The organism is Paracidovorax wautersii (assembly GCF_031453675.1).
Taxonomy (GTDB): domain Bacteria; phylum Pseudomonadota; class Gammaproteobacteria; order Burkholderiales; family Burkholderiaceae_C; genus Paracidovorax.
The window spans coordinates 1,909,204-1,925,661 of the sequence record NZ_JAVIZX010000001.1 but is presented as its reverse complement, the minus strand read 5'-3'; the positions used below and the strand labels follow the sequence as shown (position 1 = coordinate 1,925,661).

The 16,458-nt window shown below is 70.5% G+C and carries 12 protein-coding genes; 6 read left to right on the top strand and 6 right to left on the bottom strand.

What is annotated here, in order from left to right; all coding sequences use genetic code 11:
• Window positions 1-163: 163 nt before the first annotated feature.
• Window positions 164-2,299 (bottom strand): TonB-dependent siderophore receptor, encoded by a 2,136-nt coding sequence (locus tag QE399_RS08745; protein WP_309828024.1) that lies wholly within the window; start codon window positions 2,297-2,299, stop codon window positions 164-166.
• Between the two features lie 258 nt (window positions 2,300-2,557).
• A complete protein-coding gene (locus QE399_RS08740; protein WP_309828023.1) occupies window positions 2,558-3,481 on the bottom strand; it encodes a LysR family transcriptional regulator in 924 nt (307 codons plus the stop codon).
• Between the two features lie 94 nt (window positions 3,482-3,575).
• Between QE399_RS08740 and QE399_RS08735 the strand changes: the two genes are divergently transcribed.
• Window positions 3,576-4,589 carry a zinc-binding alcohol dehydrogenase family protein gene (locus QE399_RS08735; RefSeq protein ID WP_309828021.1) on the top strand — a complete coding sequence of 338 codons (1,014 nt, stop codon included), beginning with the start codon at window positions 3,576-3,578 and terminating at the stop codon, window positions 4,587-4,589.
• Window positions 4,590-4,826: 237 nt separating this feature from the next.
• On the top strand, window positions 4,827-6,344 hold the full coding sequence (locus QE399_RS08730; RefSeq protein ID WP_309828020.1) for an MATE family efflux transporter: 1,518 nt from the start codon (window positions 4,827-4,829) through the stop codon (window positions 6,342-6,344).
• Window positions 6,345-6,374: 30 nt separating this feature from the next.
• Here QE399_RS08730 and QE399_RS08725 read toward each other — a convergent pair whose 3' ends face one another.
• Window positions 6,375-7,058: a GntR family transcriptional regulator gene (locus tag QE399_RS08725; protein ID WP_309828019.1), complete on the bottom strand. Its 684-nt coding sequence runs from the start codon at window positions 7,056-7,058 to the stop codon at window positions 6,375-6,377.
• Window positions 7,059-7,165: 107 nt separating this feature from the next.
• Here QE399_RS08725 and QE399_RS08720 point away from each other — a divergent pair, with 107 nt between their 5' ends.
• Window positions 7,166-8,158 carry a Bug family tripartite tricarboxylate transporter substrate binding protein gene (locus tag QE399_RS08720; protein ID WP_309828018.1) on the top strand — a complete coding sequence of 331 codons (993 nt, stop codon included), beginning with the start codon at window positions 7,166-7,168 and terminating at the stop codon, window positions 8,156-8,158.
• A gap of 229 nt (window positions 8,159-8,387) precedes the next feature.
• Window positions 8,388-9,665, top strand: a complete 1,278-nt coding sequence (locus QE399_RS08715) for a glucarate dehydratase family protein (protein WP_309828017.1) — start codon at window positions 8,388-8,390, stop codon at window positions 9,663-9,665.
• 33 nt (window positions 9,666-9,698) lie between these two features.
• Here the strand turns inward: QE399_RS08715 and QE399_RS08710 are convergent, their stop codons facing one another.
• Genes QE399_RS08710 through QE399_RS08700 form a run of 3 tightly spaced genes read right to left on the bottom strand, consistent with a single transcriptional unit; the run spans window position 9,699 to window position 12,789 of the window.
• Window positions 9,699-11,735 carry a CHASE2 domain-containing protein gene (locus QE399_RS08710; protein WP_309828016.1) on the bottom strand — a complete coding sequence of 679 codons (2,037 nt, stop codon included), beginning with the start codon at window positions 11,733-11,735 and terminating at the stop codon, window positions 9,699-9,701.
• Entirely contained in the window at window positions 11,735-12,358 is a 624-nt protein-coding gene (locus QE399_RS08705; protein WP_309828015.1) for an OmpA family protein, read from the bottom strand. Before QE399_RS08705 ends, QE399_RS08710 begins: the two co-directional genes overlap by 1 nt.
• Window positions 12,358-12,789 (bottom strand): FecR family protein, encoded by a 432-nt coding sequence (locus QE399_RS08700; protein WP_309828014.1) that lies wholly within the window; start codon window positions 12,787-12,789, stop codon window positions 12,358-12,360. Before QE399_RS08700 ends, QE399_RS08705 begins: the two co-directional genes overlap by 1 nt.
• Window positions 12,790-13,087: 298 nt before the next feature.
• On the opposite strand from QE399_RS08700, the gene QE399_RS08695 reads away from it, so the two are divergent.
• Both QE399_RS08695 and QE399_RS08690 read left to right on the top strand, forming a co-directional pair.
• Window positions 13,088-13,849: an alanyl-tRNA editing protein gene (locus QE399_RS08695; protein ID WP_309828013.1), complete on the top strand. Its 762-nt coding sequence runs from the start codon at window positions 13,088-13,090 to the stop codon at window positions 13,847-13,849.
• 314 nt (window positions 13,850-14,163) lie between these two features.
• The gene (locus QE399_RS08690; protein WP_309828011.1) at window positions 14,164-16,353 is read left to right on the top strand and encodes a protein-disulfide reductase DsbD family protein; all 2,190 of its coding nucleotides are present in this window, start codon (window positions 14,164-14,166) and stop codon (window positions 16,351-16,353) included.
• Window positions 16,354-16,458: the final 105 nt, after the last annotated feature.

Below are 16,458 nucleotides of genomic sequence, written 5' to 3'. Positions count from 1 at the left end.
TGTTTACGATCTCGCAGGGGCCGCGTTGGAGCGCAATCGGGATGAGTGGATGTTTCGGATGCGCCACATGGGCTCATGCCCGTGCAAGCGTTCGAGGCGTTCAATCGCCCGATTTCGCTCCAACCCTTCGGGCAGTGGCGTTTGGGAGATCGTAAACACGTTCTTACAGGTCCACCTTGGCCGACAGCTTGAATGTGCGCGGCGCACCGGCGGCCAGGCGCGTGCCGCCCGCGGCCCAGTACTGCTTGTCGGCCAGGTTTTCCACGTTGAGCTGCCACGTGGTGCGCTGCCCCAGCGTGCGCGTGACGTAACGCACGCCCGCGGCCAGCAGGGTGTTGCCGCCCAGATAGGCCTGGTTCAGGTCGTTCACGGGGCGCCGGCCGGTGTAGTAGGCCCCGCCGTTGACCGACAGGCCGGCCACGGCAGGAATGTCGTAGCTCAGGAACGCGCTGGCCGTGCGGCGAGCGGCGTTCTCGGGCCGCTTGCCGTTGTAGGTGGCGTTGATGTCCTCGAAGCGCGGGTCCAGCCACTGCGACGATGCCATCCAACCCAGCCGCGGCATGAGCCGGCCCTGGGCCGACAATTCCAGACCGGTGTAGCGCTTGGTGCCGTCGGCCACGTAGACGTTGGCGGCGTTGGTGTAGTAGCCCGGCTGTTCGATATCGAACACCGCAGCGGACCACAGGGTGCCGCCCGGCGCCTGCCAGCGCACCCCGATTTCCTTTTGCTTGCTCACGCCCGGACGCAGGCGCTGGTTCTCGTTCGCCGTGCCCGCCGGCCCTGCCTCGCCCTGCTCCAGCCCTTCGGCATAGGACGCATACACGGACAGATCGTCGCGCGGGCGGTAGACCGCTGCGAGCATGGGCGTGGTCTCGCTCACGTCGTAGTGGTCGGTGCCCTGGTCGCTGCGGTAGCTGGAATGGCGCAGCCCGGCGATCAGCTGCCACTGCGCGGACAGCGCCACGCGGTCGATCAGGTACAGGCCCGTGTCACGGGTTTCCAGCCCTGCGGTGGACAGCGCCGTAGCCGTCCAGGTCATCGCACCGATGGGCCTGGGGTTGTACAAATTCTGCGACGCGATGTTGAATCGGCTCTGGTAGACAGGGTCCTGCGAAAAGTCCGTGCGGGTCGCCCCCAAGGTCACTTCGTGCGTGAAAGCGCCGGTCTTCAGCGTGCCGAACAGCTCTGCACGCAGCAGGTCGGAGGTGGCGTCCAGGTGCTGTCTGTTGCCCTGGATGTTGCCGGCACCGGTGGCCACGCTGGCGGCATTGGCGAAGCGGAAGATCGGCAGGTTGCGGTCCCGTTCGACCTGCGAGCGGCCCGCCTCCAGCGTCAGCGACCAGTCGTCGCTGAGCGCGTAGTCGGCCCGCACCTGGGCATTCGTGCTCTCGGTGGCGAACGTCGCCAAGCTGGGGCCGACCAGCGTCTTCGGATCGACGCTGCGCGGCAAGGTGATCACGCCGTTGGCGGCAGACGGCAACTGCACGCCCACCTGTTCCGTCACGCGGCGGCGCTCGTACTCGACATCGGCCTTCAGCGTGAGCCGCTCGTTGACGCGCCAATCGAAGGCGGCCGCCAACAGGCTGCGGTTGCCGTTGCCCACGCCGTCCAGATAGGAGCCCAGCGTGCCGCCGGCCGCATTGATGCGCAGCCCATACTGCTGGCTGGCGCCGAAGCGGCGGCCGATGTCCGCGGATGCCACGGCCGAGCCGTACTGGTCCACCGACAGGCCCGCCGACGTGACGGGCACCGGTCCGGCGCGCTTGGTCACGAAGTTCACCACCCCCGACGGCGTGGTGAAGCCGTAGTACAGCGCCGAGGCGCCCTTGAGCACTTCGACCCGTTCCTTGTTCTCCATCGGCACCTGGGCGAAATGCATGATTGCCAGCGAGCCGTTGAGGCGGTAGTTGGTGCGGTTCTGCACCTCGATGCCGCGGATCACCAACTGGTCCCAGGTGTCGCCGCCGTTCTGCTGGCGCGCCACGCCCGCCGTGTTGCGCAGGGCGTCGTACACGCCCGAGGCGGCCTGGGCGTCGAGGGCTTCGCGGGTGACCACGTTCACGGTCGAGGGCACGTCCATGATGTCGGCGCCACGGAAGCTGCCCGCCTCCACCGTCTCGGGCCGCAGGCCGTCCGCCCGCGCATTCTTCACAGTGACGGTGGACAGTGACGTTGCCGGTGCGCCTGGGGTGCCTTGCGGCGCCACCGCCTGTGCCCAGGCGGAGGCGGCCAGCAGGGATCCGCCCAGCGTGGCGATGGCGCGGACGACGGCAGTATGGGAAAAGAAAGGACGGGCCATGGAGGGGAAACGGGTCGAGGTCGCCGCCCATGCGACCTGCCGCGACGGCCGGCAGACACCAAGGCGGTTTTTGAGAAAGGTTCGCATTATCCCCGCCGGCGCGACGTGCTCGGCTCGCGGGCCAGCAGCCGTCTCCCCCTTTCGACGGAAAACCACCGCGGAATGCTCCTCGGCTCCGCAGCGAGCCGCCCTCGCAGCCCTCGTCCGCCAACCCTCCCAGAAACCGCGCCCGCCTCTCCCGCCCCGACCCGGCCTGGCTCACCCCCGTCGAGAGCCCGCCTCCGCCGACAGCAGGGCGAACCGTGCCGCCAGGTGATCGACCAGCGCCCGCACCCGGGCGGGCACGAAGCGGTTGCTGGGCAGAACGGCGCTGAGCGCATAGCGCTGGCCGGTCCAGTCCGGCAGCAGGGCCACCAGCGCACCGGTGCGCAGGTGGGCGTGGATGTCCAGCGCCGACTTGTAGGCAATGCCAGCGCCCGCCAGCGCCCAGTCGTGCGCGATGGCGCCGTCGTCGGCGCTCAGCGCGGCCTCCACGGGCAAGGGCACGGTGTCGGCCCCGCGCGTGAAAGTCCAGCGCGTCTCGCGCCGCCCGGCGATGTGCAGGCTGATGAGGCGGTGCTGCGCCAGCTCCGAAGGGTGCTGCGGCGTGCCGTGGCGGGCCAGGTACTGCGGCGCGGCGCACGGCACGCGGTGCGTGGTGGCAAGCGGGCGGGCCGCGAGTTGCGAATCGGCCAGGTCGCCATAGCGCAGCGCCAGATCCACCGCGTCGCGCCGCACGTCCTGGACCCGGTCGCTCACCGACAGTGCGATGTGCACGCCGCCATGCTCTCGCCCGAAGGCGTCGAGCCACGGCAGCAACACGCTGCGCGACAGATCGGACGGCGCAGCCACGCGGATGGTGCCGCGCAGCGCGCCCGACTCCGACTGCGCCTGGCTGGCGCCCTCCTCCAGCAGGTCCAGCGCCCGGGCGGCATAGTCCAGTAGCGTCTGCCCCTGCGGCGTGAGCCGCATGGCGCGGGTGGAGCGCTCGAACAGGCGCGCGCCGACCTGCGCCTCCAGCCGCTTGAGCATGGCGCTGGCCGCAGCCGGCGTGACGTCCAGCACCCGGGCAGCAGCGGTGAGCGTGCCGCCGCGGGCCGTTTCAACCAGCACGCGCAGATCCGACAGATTTTCAAATTTCATTTGAAAGACAAAGCTGATCAACCTACTTACCGGCTGGATTCTGCACAAATACAGTCGGGGCATAGCGTTCTTCCTTCCATTCACAGGAGCCCTCATGAAAGCCGTTGGCTACCACGCCCCCCTTCCCATCGACCACCCAGACGCCCTGCTCGACCTGGACCTGCCCGCCCCCACGCCGCGGCCGCACGACCTGCTGGTGCGGGTGAAGGCGGTGGCGGTGAACCCGGTGGATACCAAGGTGCGCAAGAGCGCGGCGCCGGAACCGGGCACGGCCAAGGTACTGGGCTGGGACGCGGTGGGTACCGTCGAGGCGCTGGGCACCGAGGTGCAGGGCTTCGCCGTGGGCGACCGCGTGTACTACGCCGGCAGCATCGACCGCCCCGGCACCAATGCCGAGATGCATGCGGTGGATGCGCGCATTGCGGCCAAGGCGCCCGCCACGCTCAGCGACGCCCAGGCCGCCGCCCTGCCGCTGACCAGCATCACGGCCTACGAGATCCTGTTCGACCGCCTGAAGGTGGCCCGGGGCGAGGCCAGCCAAGGCCAGAGCCTGCTGGTGATGGGCGGCGCGGGCGGTGTCGGTTCGGTGCTGATCCAGCTGGCGCGCCAGCTCACCGGCCTGCGCGTGATCGCCACCGCCTCGCGGGCCGAAACGCGCCAGTGGTGCCTGGACCTGGGCGCGCACGACGTGATCGACCACCACCAGCCGCTGGCCCCGCAGCTCGCGGCGCTCGGCCTGCCGCAGATCGACATGGTGGCCAGCCTGACGCACACCGCCGACTACTTCGCGCAGTACGTCGAATGCCTCAAGCCCCAGGGCCAGATCGCGCTGATCGACGACATGCCCACGCTGGACGTGGTGCCCCTCAAGCGCAAGAGCCTGTCGCTGCACTGGGAGCTGATGTTCACCCGCCCGCTCTTCTCCACCCCCGACATGGCGCGCCAGGGCGAGCTGCTGGCCGAGGTGGCGGCGCTGGCCGATGCCGGGCGCCTGCGCAGCACCCTGGCGGCCGAGCTGGGCGCCATCAACGCGGCCCACCTGCGACAGGCCCACGCATTGCTGGAAAGCGGCAAGGCCATCGGCAAGGTGGTGCTGGAAGGCTTCTGACCCGCCGCGGGACCGCAGGAGAACCTCTTCGCGAAACGAGCGATAAGCGTGCGCTGCGCAGCGGGAGGGGCTGCAAGGCGCAATCCGCAGCCATAGCCCCGCTATGGCGAGGATTTGCAACGCTGAAGACTGCCTGATGACGCAGAGGCACGCGGCGCGGTGATGCGTGAAGAGGCTCCACGGGGTGGCGGCCTTTGCCGACAGCCCGGTGCCACGCGGCCGGGCACCATGGCGGCCATGCCTGCAGCCCCCACACGCGACCTGACCCGCGGCCCCATCGCCTCCACCCTCCTGCTGTTCGCCCTGCCCATCCTGGCGGGCAACGTGCTGCAGTCGCTCAACGGCTCGGTGAACGCGTTCTGGGTGGGCCGCTACCTGGGCGAGGCCGCGCTCACCGCCACGGCCAATGCCAACAACATCCTGTTCCTGCTGATCGGTGCGGTCTTCGGCGTGGGCATGGCAGCCACCATCCTCATCGCGCAGGCCATGGGCGCGCGCGACCTGGCGCAGGCGCAGCGCGTGATGGGCACCAGCGCCACCTTCTTCGGCGGCACGTCGGTGCTGATCGCGGCCGTGGGCCTGCCGCTGTCGCGCGAGATCCTGGCGTGGATGGGCACACCGCCCGACGCCCTGCCGCTGGCCGAGGCCTATCTGCGCACGCTGTTCCTGGCCATCCCGCTGCTGTACCTCTTCGCGTTCGTCTCCGCCGTGCTCCGCGGCGCGGGGGACACGCGCACGCCCTTCCTCTTCCTGCTGCTGGTGGTGGTGCTCGACACGGCGCTCAACCCGCTGCTGATCTTCGGCGCGGGGCCGCTGCCGCGCATGGGCATCGCAGGTTCCGGCATGGCCACGCTGCTCGCCAATGCGATCAGCTTCGCGGCGCTGCTGGCGTGGCTGCGCTACCGGCGCCATCCGCTGTGGATCGGGCGGGCGCAGTGGCGGCTGTTCCTGCCGCAGCGCGAGATCCTGCGCGCACTCATCGCCAAGGGCGTGCCCATGGGCCTGCAGATGGTGATGATCTCGCTGGCCATGCTCACCATGCTGAGCCTGGTGAACGCGCACGGCATCGCCACGGCATCGGCCTACGGCGCCGCCCTGCAGCTGTGGACCTATGTGCAGATGCCGGCCATGGCGATCGGTGCCGCCTGCTCCTCCATGGCTGCGCAGAACGTGGGTGCGGGGCATTGGGACCGGGTGGACGGCGTCGCCCGCAGCGGCACGCTGTTCAACTTCGCGCTGACCGGCGCGCTCATCGCGCTCCTGCTGCTGGTGGACCGCTGGGTGCTGGCCCTGTTCCTGCCCGAGGGCAGCGCCGCCCTGGCCGCCGCCCGCCACCTGAACCACATCGCGGTGTGGTCCTTCCTGTTCTTCGGCGTGACCTTCGTGCTCTCGGGCGTGGTGCGCTCCACGGGCGCCGTGGTGTCCCCGCTGGTGATCCTGGGTGTGGCGCTGTGGGGCATTCGCGTGCCGCTGGCGTACGGCCTGCAGCCCTGGCTGGGCGTGGACGCGATCTGGTGGAGCTTTCCGGCCAGCGCGCTGTGCGCCATGCTGATGTCCATGGCCTACTACCGCTGGGGCCACTGGCGCCAGGCCCGCATGCTGGCGGGGGACGACAACGAAGAAGAGGCGCCGCTGGCGACCCCGGCGGAGGTGGGCGGCCTGCCGCCCGCGCCCGTTTGCGCCCAGGCGCGGGCCGAACCGGCGGCCGCACGGCAGGCGCATGGTCCTCTGGGGCCGGCGCAGCGCCCGGCCTGACCTGGGCGCCAGACGCGGCCCGCTGGCGGGTCAGCCCGCCACGTACTCGGGGTGCCGCGTGCGGATGTCTGCCACCCGCCCCAGGGTGCCGGAAAGATGCGCGCGCAGCGCGGCCTGCGCTGCCTCGGGCTCCCGGCGCGCCAGCGCTTCGACGATGCGCCGGTGATCGCGCACCACCCGCTCCGAGTTGCCGGGCGACGGCAGGTCCAGCCGGCGCAGCCGGTCCAGGTGGCCGCTGCGGCGCCGCACCAGTTCGTACAGGTCGGGCACGCCGGCGGCCTCGTACATGGCGCGGTGAAAAGCCTGGTCCGCGGCGATGAAGGTCTCTCCGCCGGTGCCCGCCAGCGCGGCCTGCATGTCCACCATGGCGGTGAGGCGCTCGGCCAACGCCGCATCGCCCACGGTCGCCAGCGTGCGCACCACTTCCAGCTCGATGGAACAGCGCAGAAACTGCGCCTGCTCAGCCGAGTGCAGATCGATGCGGCTGACCAGCGTGGCGTGCTGCGGATAGATGTCCACCAGCCCTTCCTCGCTCAGCCGGATCAATGCGTCGCGCACAGGGGTCTGGCTCAGCTCGAAACGCTCGGCCAGCTCGGCACGCGCCAGCGGCGTGCCGGGGGCGAGTTCCAGCGCGATGATGGCCTCGCGCAGCCATTCGAACACCTGGGGAGCGGCCTGGCGCGTGCGGTCCAGCTTGTGGGTCGTGGGTTTCATGGAATAGATAGGGAACTGGGCCGATTCTAGGTCGCGCCTCAATTGACACACTAATATATTAGTGCTTCAATGCGCGGACATAAAACCACCATCAGGAGACACAGACCATGCAACGCCGCCTTGCCCTCATCGCCGCCGCTACCGCGGCCTGCAGCACCCTGGGGCTTTTCGCCGCCACCGCCGCCCATGCATCGGACTGGCCGGCCGCCAAACCCATCACCTGGGTCGTCCCCTTTGCCGCCGGCGGATCGACCGACGTGGTCGCCCGCGTGGTGGGCCAGGAACTGGCCACGTCGCTCAAGCAGGCGGTGGTGGTGGACAACCGGCCGGGCGCCGGCGGCGCCATCGGCGTGCAGTCCGTGGCGCGGTCGCCGGCCGATGGCTACACGCTCATCGGCGGCACCATCAGCACGCATGCCATCAATGCGTCGCTGTACAAGAAGCTGCCCTACGACCCGGTGAAGGATTTCGAACCGATCACGCTGATCGCCTATGTGCCCAACGTGCTGATGGTCAACGCCGACCTGGGCGTGAACACCGTGCAGGAGCTGGTGGCCTGGCTGCGCAAGAACCCCGAGAAGGCGTCTTATGCATCGTCCGGCGCGGGCACCTCCACCCACCTGACGGGTGCGCAGATGGCCGACCTGATCAAGGTGCCCATGCAGCACATCGCCTACAAGGGCAGCCCCCAGGCGCTGCAGGACGTGGCCGCCGGGAATGTGCCCTTCCTGTTCGACCAGCTCACCGCCGGGCTGCCGCTCGTGAAGGCCGGCAAGCTGAAGTTCCTGGCGGTGACAACCAAGACGCGCTCGCCGCTGGCCCCCGACGTGCCCACCACCGCCGAGGCCGGCTTCCCCGGCCTGGACCTGGTGTCGTGGCAGGCCGTGTACGCCCCCAAGGGCACGCCCAAGGCCGTGGTCACGCGCCTCAACGCTGACATCGTGAAGGCGCTGAAGACCCCGGAACTCAAGTCCAAGCTGGAGACGCAGTTCGGCATGCAGGTGGTGGGCAGCACCCCGGCCGAACTGGCCAGCATCACCGCGGCGGACACCGTGCGCCTGGGCGAGCTGGTGCGCAAGAGCGGTGCCAGTGCGGAGTGAGGGGGCACCCCCCCTGAGCGGCTTCGCCGCTTCCCCCCACTCTCGCAGCGCTGCGCGCAGCGGGCAGGGGGACGCCGCCAGTGGCCCGGCGAAGCCGGTTCCACGGCGTCTGCTGGCGTGGCCTGCTCCGCGGCCATTCGACGAGGCAGGCCGCGGGGTTGCACAGGCTGCCTGCGCCTTGAACCACTGAACCGATACCTCTTATCCAACCGACGATTCCATTAGCACCATGGCACGCGACATCACCATCACCCACGTCCGGATCACGCCCATCGCCTTCCGGGACGGCCCGCTGCTCAATGCGGCCGGCATCCACGAACCCTGGGCACTGCGTGCCATCGTCGAGATCGAGACCAGCGATGGACGCGTCGGCATCTCGGAGACCTATGGCGACGAGCCCATGCTCAAGGTGCTGGAGCAGGCCCGGCCACTGCTGATCGGCCTGTCGCCCTTCGCGCTGAACACGATGGAAGAGCGCGTGCGCGCCACCATCAAGGCGATACCCGGCGCAGTGGAGTTCGAGCTGGCGCCCGGTTCGCATGCGGCCAAGAACGCGCCCAAGGTCATCAGCACCTTCGAGGTCGGCATGCTCGACCTGCAGGGCCAGATCGTGGGTGCGCCGGTGGTCGACCTGCTGGGCGGCAAGGTGCGCGATGCTGTGCCCTACAGCGCCTATCTGTTCTTCAAGTACGCCGAGCACGTCGGCCAGCCCTATGCGCCCGATGCCTGGGGCGAGGGCATCAGCCCCGCGCAGATCGTGGCGCAGGCGCAGCGCATGATCGACCTGTACGGCTTCCAGAGCATCAAGCTCAAGGGGGGGGTGTTCGAGCCCTCGCACGAAGTGGCCTGCATGCAGGCGCTGGCCAAGGCGTTCCCCGGCATGCCGCTGCGGCTGGACCCGAACGCCAACTGGTCGCTGGCAGCGAGCATTGCCGCCGCACCTGAGCTGGACGAGATCCTGGAGTACTACGAGGACCCGACACCCGGTCTGGAAGGCATGGCCGAGCTGGCCAAGCACACCCGGCTGCCGCTGGCGACCAACATGGTCATCACCACGATGGAGGATTTCCGCAAGGGCTGCGAGATGGGCTCGGTCAAGGTGCTGCTGTCCGACCACCACTACTGGGGCGGCCTGCGCGCCACGCAGACGCTGGCGCGCATGTGCCGGCTGTGGGGCCTGGGCATGTCCATGCACTCCAACTCGCACCTGGGCATCAGCCTGATGGCCATGACCCACGTGGCCGCCAGCGTGCCCAACCTGACCTATGCCTGCGACACGCACTACCCGTGGCAGGAAGAAGAAGTGGTCAAGGGCGGCCGCGTGCGCTTCGGGAACGGCGCGGTGGCCGTGCCCACCACGCCCGGCCTGGGCGTGGAACTGGACCGCGATGCGCTCGCTACGCTGCACGCGCAGTACCTGGAATGCGGCGTGCGCAACCGCGACGACCTGAAGCAGATGCAGCGCTACGACCCTTCCTTCACCGGGAAGACCCCCCGCTTCCTCTGACCCCGGCGGCGGCCCTGGCGGGCCGCCGGCCGGTCAGGAGGCAAGAGCCAAGGCCTGCTCGGGCCCGGCGGGGTACTCGTCGTCGTCGCGGAACCGGGCGGCAATGGACACGATGGTGGACTCGATCGCCAGGAAGGCATCGAGCACGTCGGGGTCGAACGCGATGCCCCGTTGCTCGCGCATCAGCCGCATCGCATGTTCGTGCGTGAAGGCGGGCTTGTAGCAGCGGCGGTTGATGAGCGCGTCGTACACGTCGCCCACGGTCATGATCCGCGCCGCGAGCGGAATGGCGGCACCGGCCAGGCCGAGCGGATACCCGCTGCCGTTCCATTTCTCGTGGTGACAGCCCGCGATGTCCGCGGCGATGGTGAGGAAGTTCTCGCCCTCGATGCGCTGCGCGGAACTCAGCAGGATGCGCCGACCGTAATCGGCATGCCGCTTCATCTGCTCCATCTCGTCAGTGGTGAGCTTGCCCGGCTTGAGCAGGATGTGGTCCGGAACGCCCACTTTGCCGATGTCGTGCAGCGGGGCCGACACGAACAGCAGCTTGATGTATTCCCGCGTCAGAACCTCCCGATGGAGGCCGCTGCTGCGCAGCTGCAGCGCGATCTCGCGCACATAGTGCTGGGTGCGCTTGATGTGGGCGCCGGTCTCGGGGTCGCGCGTCTCGGCCACCGAGGCCATGGATTCGATGGTGAGTTCGCGGGCGTTGGCGAGCTGGCGCTGCCAGGTCAGCGCCCGGACGCGCTCCAGCGCGTAGCGCGCCACGAAGCTGCCCATCAGCAGCAGCGCGGCGACCAGCGCGGGCGCTGCCGCCGACACGAAGATGCCCGAGTGCAGGAACAGCAGCGCGCTGCCCGCCAGCGGCAGCAGGCCGATGGCCAGGCCACCCAGGAGCAGCAACAGGCTGCCGCTGCCAAAGGCGAAGAGGCACGCCATGGCACAGGCGACCAGCACGGCCGCGGCCATGGCCGCTGGGTCCGCCCATCCGGGCTGGAGGACGAAGCCGTCGTGCAGCAGGTTCTCGGCCGTCGCCGCCTGGATGTGGACGCCGGGAAAACGCGCGTCCATCGCGGTGTGGTGGTAGTCGTTCAGGCCAACGGCCGAGCTCCCCACGAAGACCACGCGCCCGGCGAAGGCGTCCGGGGCGAAGCGCCCGTTGAGCACGTCCATCGCGGAGACCGTCGGGTAGTTCGCCGCGCTGCGCGTCGTGCGCAGCAGGGCCTGGCCCTGACGGTCGATCGGCGCGGTGAGCGCTCCGGCCGCCAGTTGCAGGCCCGCCGGCGTCTCCTCGATCCTGACGCTCTCGATCCTGCGCGCCTGCAGCACGGCCGCCAGCGCCAGGCTGGGGTGCACCTGCTCCCCTTGGCCGATCAGCAGCGACACGCGGCGCAGCACGCCGTCCTCGTCCACCCGGTGGTTGATGAAGCCGGTACGGGCCACGCGGCTGTCGATGGAGGGGACGTTGGCCAGTATCCCGGTGGCCTGGGGCAGGTCCAGCAGGCCGAACGACGCCTGTGGCGGCAGTGCCGCGGCCGAGCCCTGCGGCAGCGGGTCCGTGGCGTGGTCGAAGTACAGGTAGTGCGCCCCGACCGAGCCCGTCTCCGCCAGCACGCGGCCCAGGTAGCCGTCGTTGTCGTACAGGCCGGGCGGCACACCGGAGATCGCCAGATCCAGGCCGAAGTCGCGCCGGAAGCTCTCGCGCATCGTCACCAGCGAACTGCGGTCCGGCTCGGGGAAGACGATGTCCAGCGCGACCGCCGCCGGCTGCGTGGCGGCGATGCGCCGCACCAGCGTGGCGATGTGGTAACGCGGCCAGGGCCACTGGCCCACGGCCGCCAGGCTGGCCTCGTCGATATCGACCACAACCGTGCTGGGCGCGGGAACCGCGGTAGCGCCGGCGCGCAGCCAGCTGTCCAGCAACCAATGGTCGGCGCGGGCGAACGCGGCCGGGCGCAGCGCCAGCAGACACGCGGCGGCGAGCGCCACGGCCAGGCTGCCGCAGAACAGGGCCAGCACCTGGCGCCGGCTGAGGGGTTGGTCGAAATGGACCGACGAGAGCCAGGCCATCAGAAGATCTGGACCTCGACCCGGCGGTTGCGGGGGTCGAGAGGGCCGACGCCCGGCTCGTTCAGCGGATCGGAACTGCCCAGGCCGCGCACATCCACGTCGTCGCTCAAGGCGCCCGTGCGGCGCAGCAGCCGCGCCACGGCGTGCGCGCGCGCGATCGACAGCGGCTCGTTGATCGCGGGGCCGCCGCTCGCATCGGTATGGCCGAAGACGGCAATGACCGCAGGCCGGCGTTCACGGGCCGCCCGCAAGACCTCGGGCAACCGGGCCTTGGAGGCTTCCGTCATCTCCGTCTGCCCATGGAGGAAGTAGAGCGTGAAGCTGCGCGGCGGCAGTGGCTGGGCGGCCAGCAGCGCGGCATAGCGGGCATCGACGGCGTCCTTGCCGAGCACCTGCGCACGCGCCGGAGCACCCGCTGCGCCCACGGCCGAGGTGCCCGTGAAGGCTTCATGAAGGGTCTGCAGCCCCTGGGCGTTGCCCAGCGTGGCGCTGCCGACGTGTCCGTCTTCGTCCGGCAGCAGGATCAGCGTTGTCCGCCGCTGCGGCTCCGGCGGCGTGGCGCAACCGGCGAGCACCGCGCCCAGCAACCCGCACAGCAGGCAAAGGCCCAGGAGTCGGCGCATCACTCCACCTCAAGGATCAGGCGGGTGCCGCGAACGCCCGCGGTGGCCGTGGGGGTCTCCAGCCGCACGGACTGCGGGGCGAGCTTGCCGATGCGGCCCGAGGCGTAGACGGCCCGGCCCTTGGCCAGGTAGATGTCGAAGGCGTAGTCCTCGGGCTTGGGGGCGAATGCGTAGCGGCGCAACTGCACGTCGGATGTGTTGCCGACCGTGAGGCGCGTGCCGTCACGGAACACCAGCGCCACCGTGCCATCGGCGCCGGTGCGCAGCCGGTCGGAGACGACGAGTGACTGGCCTTCCTGCAGCGGCTGGGGCACGTCGCCCCGCCACAGCTGCGCGTTGCCGGCCACCTGCTTGACGAGCGCGATGGGCTCCGCGGCCGGCGCCGCGCCGTCCTGTGAATAGGCATGCGGCGCCAGCAGCGCCAGGGTCAAGGTAATGAGAGAGGCCGCGCGCACGCGGCACGGCGGGCGCCGCCGGCCTACGGCAGAAGGAACGGCGACCGGATGGACACGCGAAAGCGGTAGCAAGGTCATGAGGCACGTTCCTGGTTGGGCCTGGGCAGAGAAGCCAACGGGACGCACCCCCGGAGACAAAGCGGTCTCCGCACAGCGCCCCGCCTTGTAACTTAATTTAACGATCATAACAACGCACTGACAAGTACGCATGTAGGCGGATACCCCGTAGCCGACCCGCCCGGAGCATGTCCGCTGCATTCACTACCATCGCGGAATGACCCAAGACCTCTTCCGCCAGGACAGCCATCTGCGCGAGTGCGCCGCCACCGTCACCGCCCACACGCCCGAGGGCGGGGTCGTGCTGGACCGCACCGTGTTCTACCCGCTGGGGGGCGGGCAGGCCGGAGACAGCGGCGTGCTGGTGCGGGCCGACGGCAGTGCGTGGACCGTGGCTGACACGCGCAAGGGCAAGGATGCCGAAGGCCGGCCCAACGGCGACATCGTGCACCTGCCGGCCGATGCGGCCGCGCCGCTGCCGGCTGTGGGCGAAACCGTCACCGCCCGGCTGGACTGGGAGCGCCGCCACCGGCTGATGCGCTTTCACACCACCACGCATCTGCTGTGCCATGTGGTGGCGCAGCCGGTCAACGGCTGCTCGATCACGCCGGACGCCGCGCGCATGGACTTCCACATGGACGGCACGTTGGACAAGGACGCGCTCACCGCCGCCATCGCCCGGCTGGTGGCCGAAGACCACCCGGTCACCATCGGCGCCATCGACGACGCCGAGCTGGACGCCAACCCCGCGCTGGTCAAGAGCATGAGCGTGCAGCCCCCGCGCGGCACCGGCACGGTGCGCACCGTGCGCGTGGGCGGCACGGGAGACGGCGACGCCACGCAGATCGACCTGCAGCCCTGCGGCGGCACCCACGTGGCGCGCACCTCGGAGATCGGCGCGGTGGTGGTCACCAAGATCGAGAAGAAGGGCGCCATGGCGCGCCGCGTGGTGCTGGGGTTCAAAGCGACACCCCCCTGAGCGGCTTCGCCTCTTCCCCCCGCTCTAGAAGTGCTTCGCACTGCGGGCAAGGGGACGCCGCCAGCGCGGCGGGGCGGCCCTTGCGCGGCGGCCCTGTCCTGGGCCGCGCCCAATGCATACGCCCCGCCCCGCCCCGCCCCGCCTCGCCCAGCGCACAGCGCACAGCGCACAGCGGCACGATGCGGGCTGAAGTGCCTGCGCCGCCAGGCCCGTGCCTTCAGCATGCGCCCTCAGTGATGCACAGTGCCATGGCACACTGAACTGCAAACCGCTCCCCGGAACCAATCTCGCCCGCACGGCTCCCACTCCGCGACATGCCCTACCGTTTGCTGCAGCGCCTGCTGCTCACTCTGCTTTTCATAGCTGCCTGCGCTTTATCCACGGGCGTTAGCGCCCAATTTGGCCCTAAACCTTCATCCACGGCCAGCAGCACGCTCACCACACCCCATGTGCAGGCCGAACTGGTCGCCCAGGCGCCGGACGGCATAGCACCCGGCAAGCCGCTGTGGCTGGGGCTGTCGATCACGCACCAGCCCGACTGGCACACCTACTGGATGAACTCGGGCGATTCCGGCCTGCCCACGCAGCTGGAGTGGACGCTGCCCGCCGGCATCGACGCGGGCGAGATCGCCTGGCCCGTGCCGCGCAAGATTCCCCTGGGCAACCTGGCCAACTACGGCTACGAGGGCACGGTGCTGCTGCCCGTGCCCATGGCGGTCAGCCAGGCATTCGCCCCCGGGCCGCTGGCGCGGGAGGTGACGTTCCAGCTGCACGCCTCGTGGCTGGTGTGCCGCAAGGAGTGCATTCCGGAAGAAGGCACTTTCACCCTGCAGGTGCCCCTCCGGGGCACGACGGCGCTGCACGCGGCCGCCTTCGAGGCCGCGGCCCAGGCGCACCCGCGGCCCCTACCCGCGCAGGCCGGCAGCACGGCCCAGGTCGAAGGCGATGCCTTGGCCCTGCAGGTGGCCGGGCTGCCGGCCGCTCTGCGCGGGCAGACGCTGGAAGTGTTTCCCGAAACCGCGGGCGTGATCGAGACCGCCGCCGACATCACCCAGCAATGGCAGGGCGACACCTGGGTGGCACGCATGCCGCTGTCGCCCCAGCGCAGCGCCGGGCCCGTGCCCTTCCCCGTGGTGCTGGCGCATGGCGGCCAGGGCTGGCGGGCCGAGCTGCCCGTGCCCAAGGGCTGGCCGGCCCTGGCGGCCGCCGCTGCCGTATCGCCCGCGCTGCAGGCGGCGCTGCAGGCCAATGCCGCGGCCGCCGCACCGCCGCCGGTCACCTCGGCCCCGCTGGGCATGCTGCTGGCCGCGCTGGCCGGCGCGCTGCTGGGCGGGCTGCTGCTCAACCTCATGCCCTGCGTGTTCCCGGTGCTGGCGATCAAGGTGGTGGGCTTTGCCCGCCATGCGCAAAGCCGGCATGCGCACCGCGTGGGCGGGCTGGCCTACACCGCCGGCGTGATGCTGTCGTTCGTGGCGTTGGGCGCGGCCATGCTGGGCCTGCGCGCCGCCGGCGAGGCCGTGGGCTGGGGCTTTCAGCTGCAGGCGCCTGCGGTGGTGGCGGCGCTGGCGGCGCTGTTCACCGTGATCGGGCTGAACCTGGCGGGCGTGTTCGAGTTCGGGCGCATGCTGCCCTCCTCGCTCGCCGGGCTGCAGGCGCGCCATCCGGTGGCGGATTCGTTCCTCACCGGCGTGCTGGCCGTGGCTGTGGCCTCGCCCTGCACGGCGCCGTTCATGGGCGCCTCGCTGGGCCTGACGGCCACGCTGCCGGCGCCGCAGGCGCTGGCCGTGTTCGCCGCCATGGGGCTGGGCCTCGCCCTGCCCTACCTGCTGGCGAGCTGGATTCCGGGCTTCGCCCGCGCCCTGCCCCGCCCGGGCGCCTGGATGGAGACGCTGCGCCGCTTCATGGCCTTCCCCATGTTCGCCACCGTGGTCTGGCTGACCTGGGTGCTGGGCCAGCAGAGCGGCATCGACGGCGCGGCGGCGCTGCTGGCGCTGCTGGTGGCGCTCAGCATGGCCATCTGGGCCCTCACGCTGCGGGGCCGCAGCCGGGCCGTGATCGCTACGCTTTCGATAGCTGGATGCGCTTGGCTGGCATGGGCCTGGGGCCCGAAAGTCATTGAAATGCAGCCCGCAGGCGAAGCCGCGGCCACCGCCAGTGCCCCGGCCCCGGGCTGGCGCGCCTGGCAGGCGGGCCTGCCCGAGCAGCTGCTGGCGCAGGGCCGGCCCGTGTTCGTGGACTACACCGCCGCCTGGTGCGTGACCTGCCAGTACAACAAGAAGGCCACGCTGTCGAACGCGGCTGTGCTGCAGGACTTCGCGTCCAAGAACGTCGCCCTGCTGCGCGCCGACTGGACGCGCCGCGACCCGGCCATCACCGCCGCGCTGGGCGCGCTGGGCCGCAGCGGCGTGCCGGTCTACGTGCTGCATGCGCCCGGCAAGGCGCCCGTGGTGTTCTCCGAAATCCTCGGCGAAGACGAACTGCGCCAGGCCGTCGCCGCCCTGTAGCGCGGCCTGCGCCGCGCGGCCCGGCTGCGCGGCGATGACGGCGATGACGGCGAGCGGATGGCGTGATGGCCGACAAAGGCCGCCGGGGCCGCCCCCTAGGTTGGA

What these genes read in the sequence shown, in the direction of transcription:
- QE399_RS08715 (WP_309828017.1), top strand. Translation starts at nt 8,388, where the DNA reads ATGGCACGCGACATCACCATCACCCACGTCCGGATCACGCCCATCGCC.
- QE399_RS08745 (WP_309828024.1), bottom strand. Translation starts at nt 2,299, where the DNA reads ATGGCCCGTCCTTTCTTTTCCCATACTGCCGTCGTCCGCGCCATCGCC.
- QE399_RS08725 (WP_309828019.1), bottom strand. Translation starts at nt 7,058, where the DNA reads ATGAAACCCACGACCCACAAGCTGGACCGCACGCGCCAGGCCGCTCCC.
- QE399_RS08695 (WP_309828013.1), top strand. Translation starts at nt 13,088, where the DNA reads ATGACCCAAGACCTCTTCCGCCAGGACAGCCATCTGCGCGAGTGCGCC.
- QE399_RS08740 (WP_309828023.1), bottom strand. Translation starts at nt 3,481, where the DNA reads ATGAAATTTGAAAATCTGTCGGATCTGCGCGTGCTGGTTGAAACGGCC.
- QE399_RS08690 (WP_309828011.1), top strand. Translation starts at nt 14,164, where the DNA reads ATGCCCTACCGTTTGCTGCAGCGCCTGCTGCTCACTCTGCTTTTCATA.
- QE399_RS08705 (WP_309828015.1), bottom strand. Translation starts at nt 12,358, where the DNA reads ATGCGCCGACTCCTGGGCCTTTGCCTGCTGTGCGGGTTGCTGGGCGCG.
- QE399_RS08720 (WP_309828018.1), top strand. Translation starts at nt 7,166, where the DNA reads ATGCAACGCCGCCTTGCCCTCATCGCCGCCGCTACCGCGGCCTGCAGC.
- QE399_RS08730 (WP_309828020.1), top strand. Translation starts at nt 4,827, where the DNA reads ATGCCTGCAGCCCCCACACGCGACCTGACCCGCGGCCCCATCGCCTCC.
- QE399_RS08735 (WP_309828021.1), top strand. Translation starts at nt 3,576, where the DNA reads ATGAAAGCCGTTGGCTACCACGCCCCCCTTCCCATCGACCACCCAGAC.
- QE399_RS08710 (WP_309828016.1), bottom strand. Translation starts at nt 11,735, where the DNA reads ATGGCCTGGCTCTCGTCGGTCCATTTCGACCAACCCCTCAGCCGGCGC.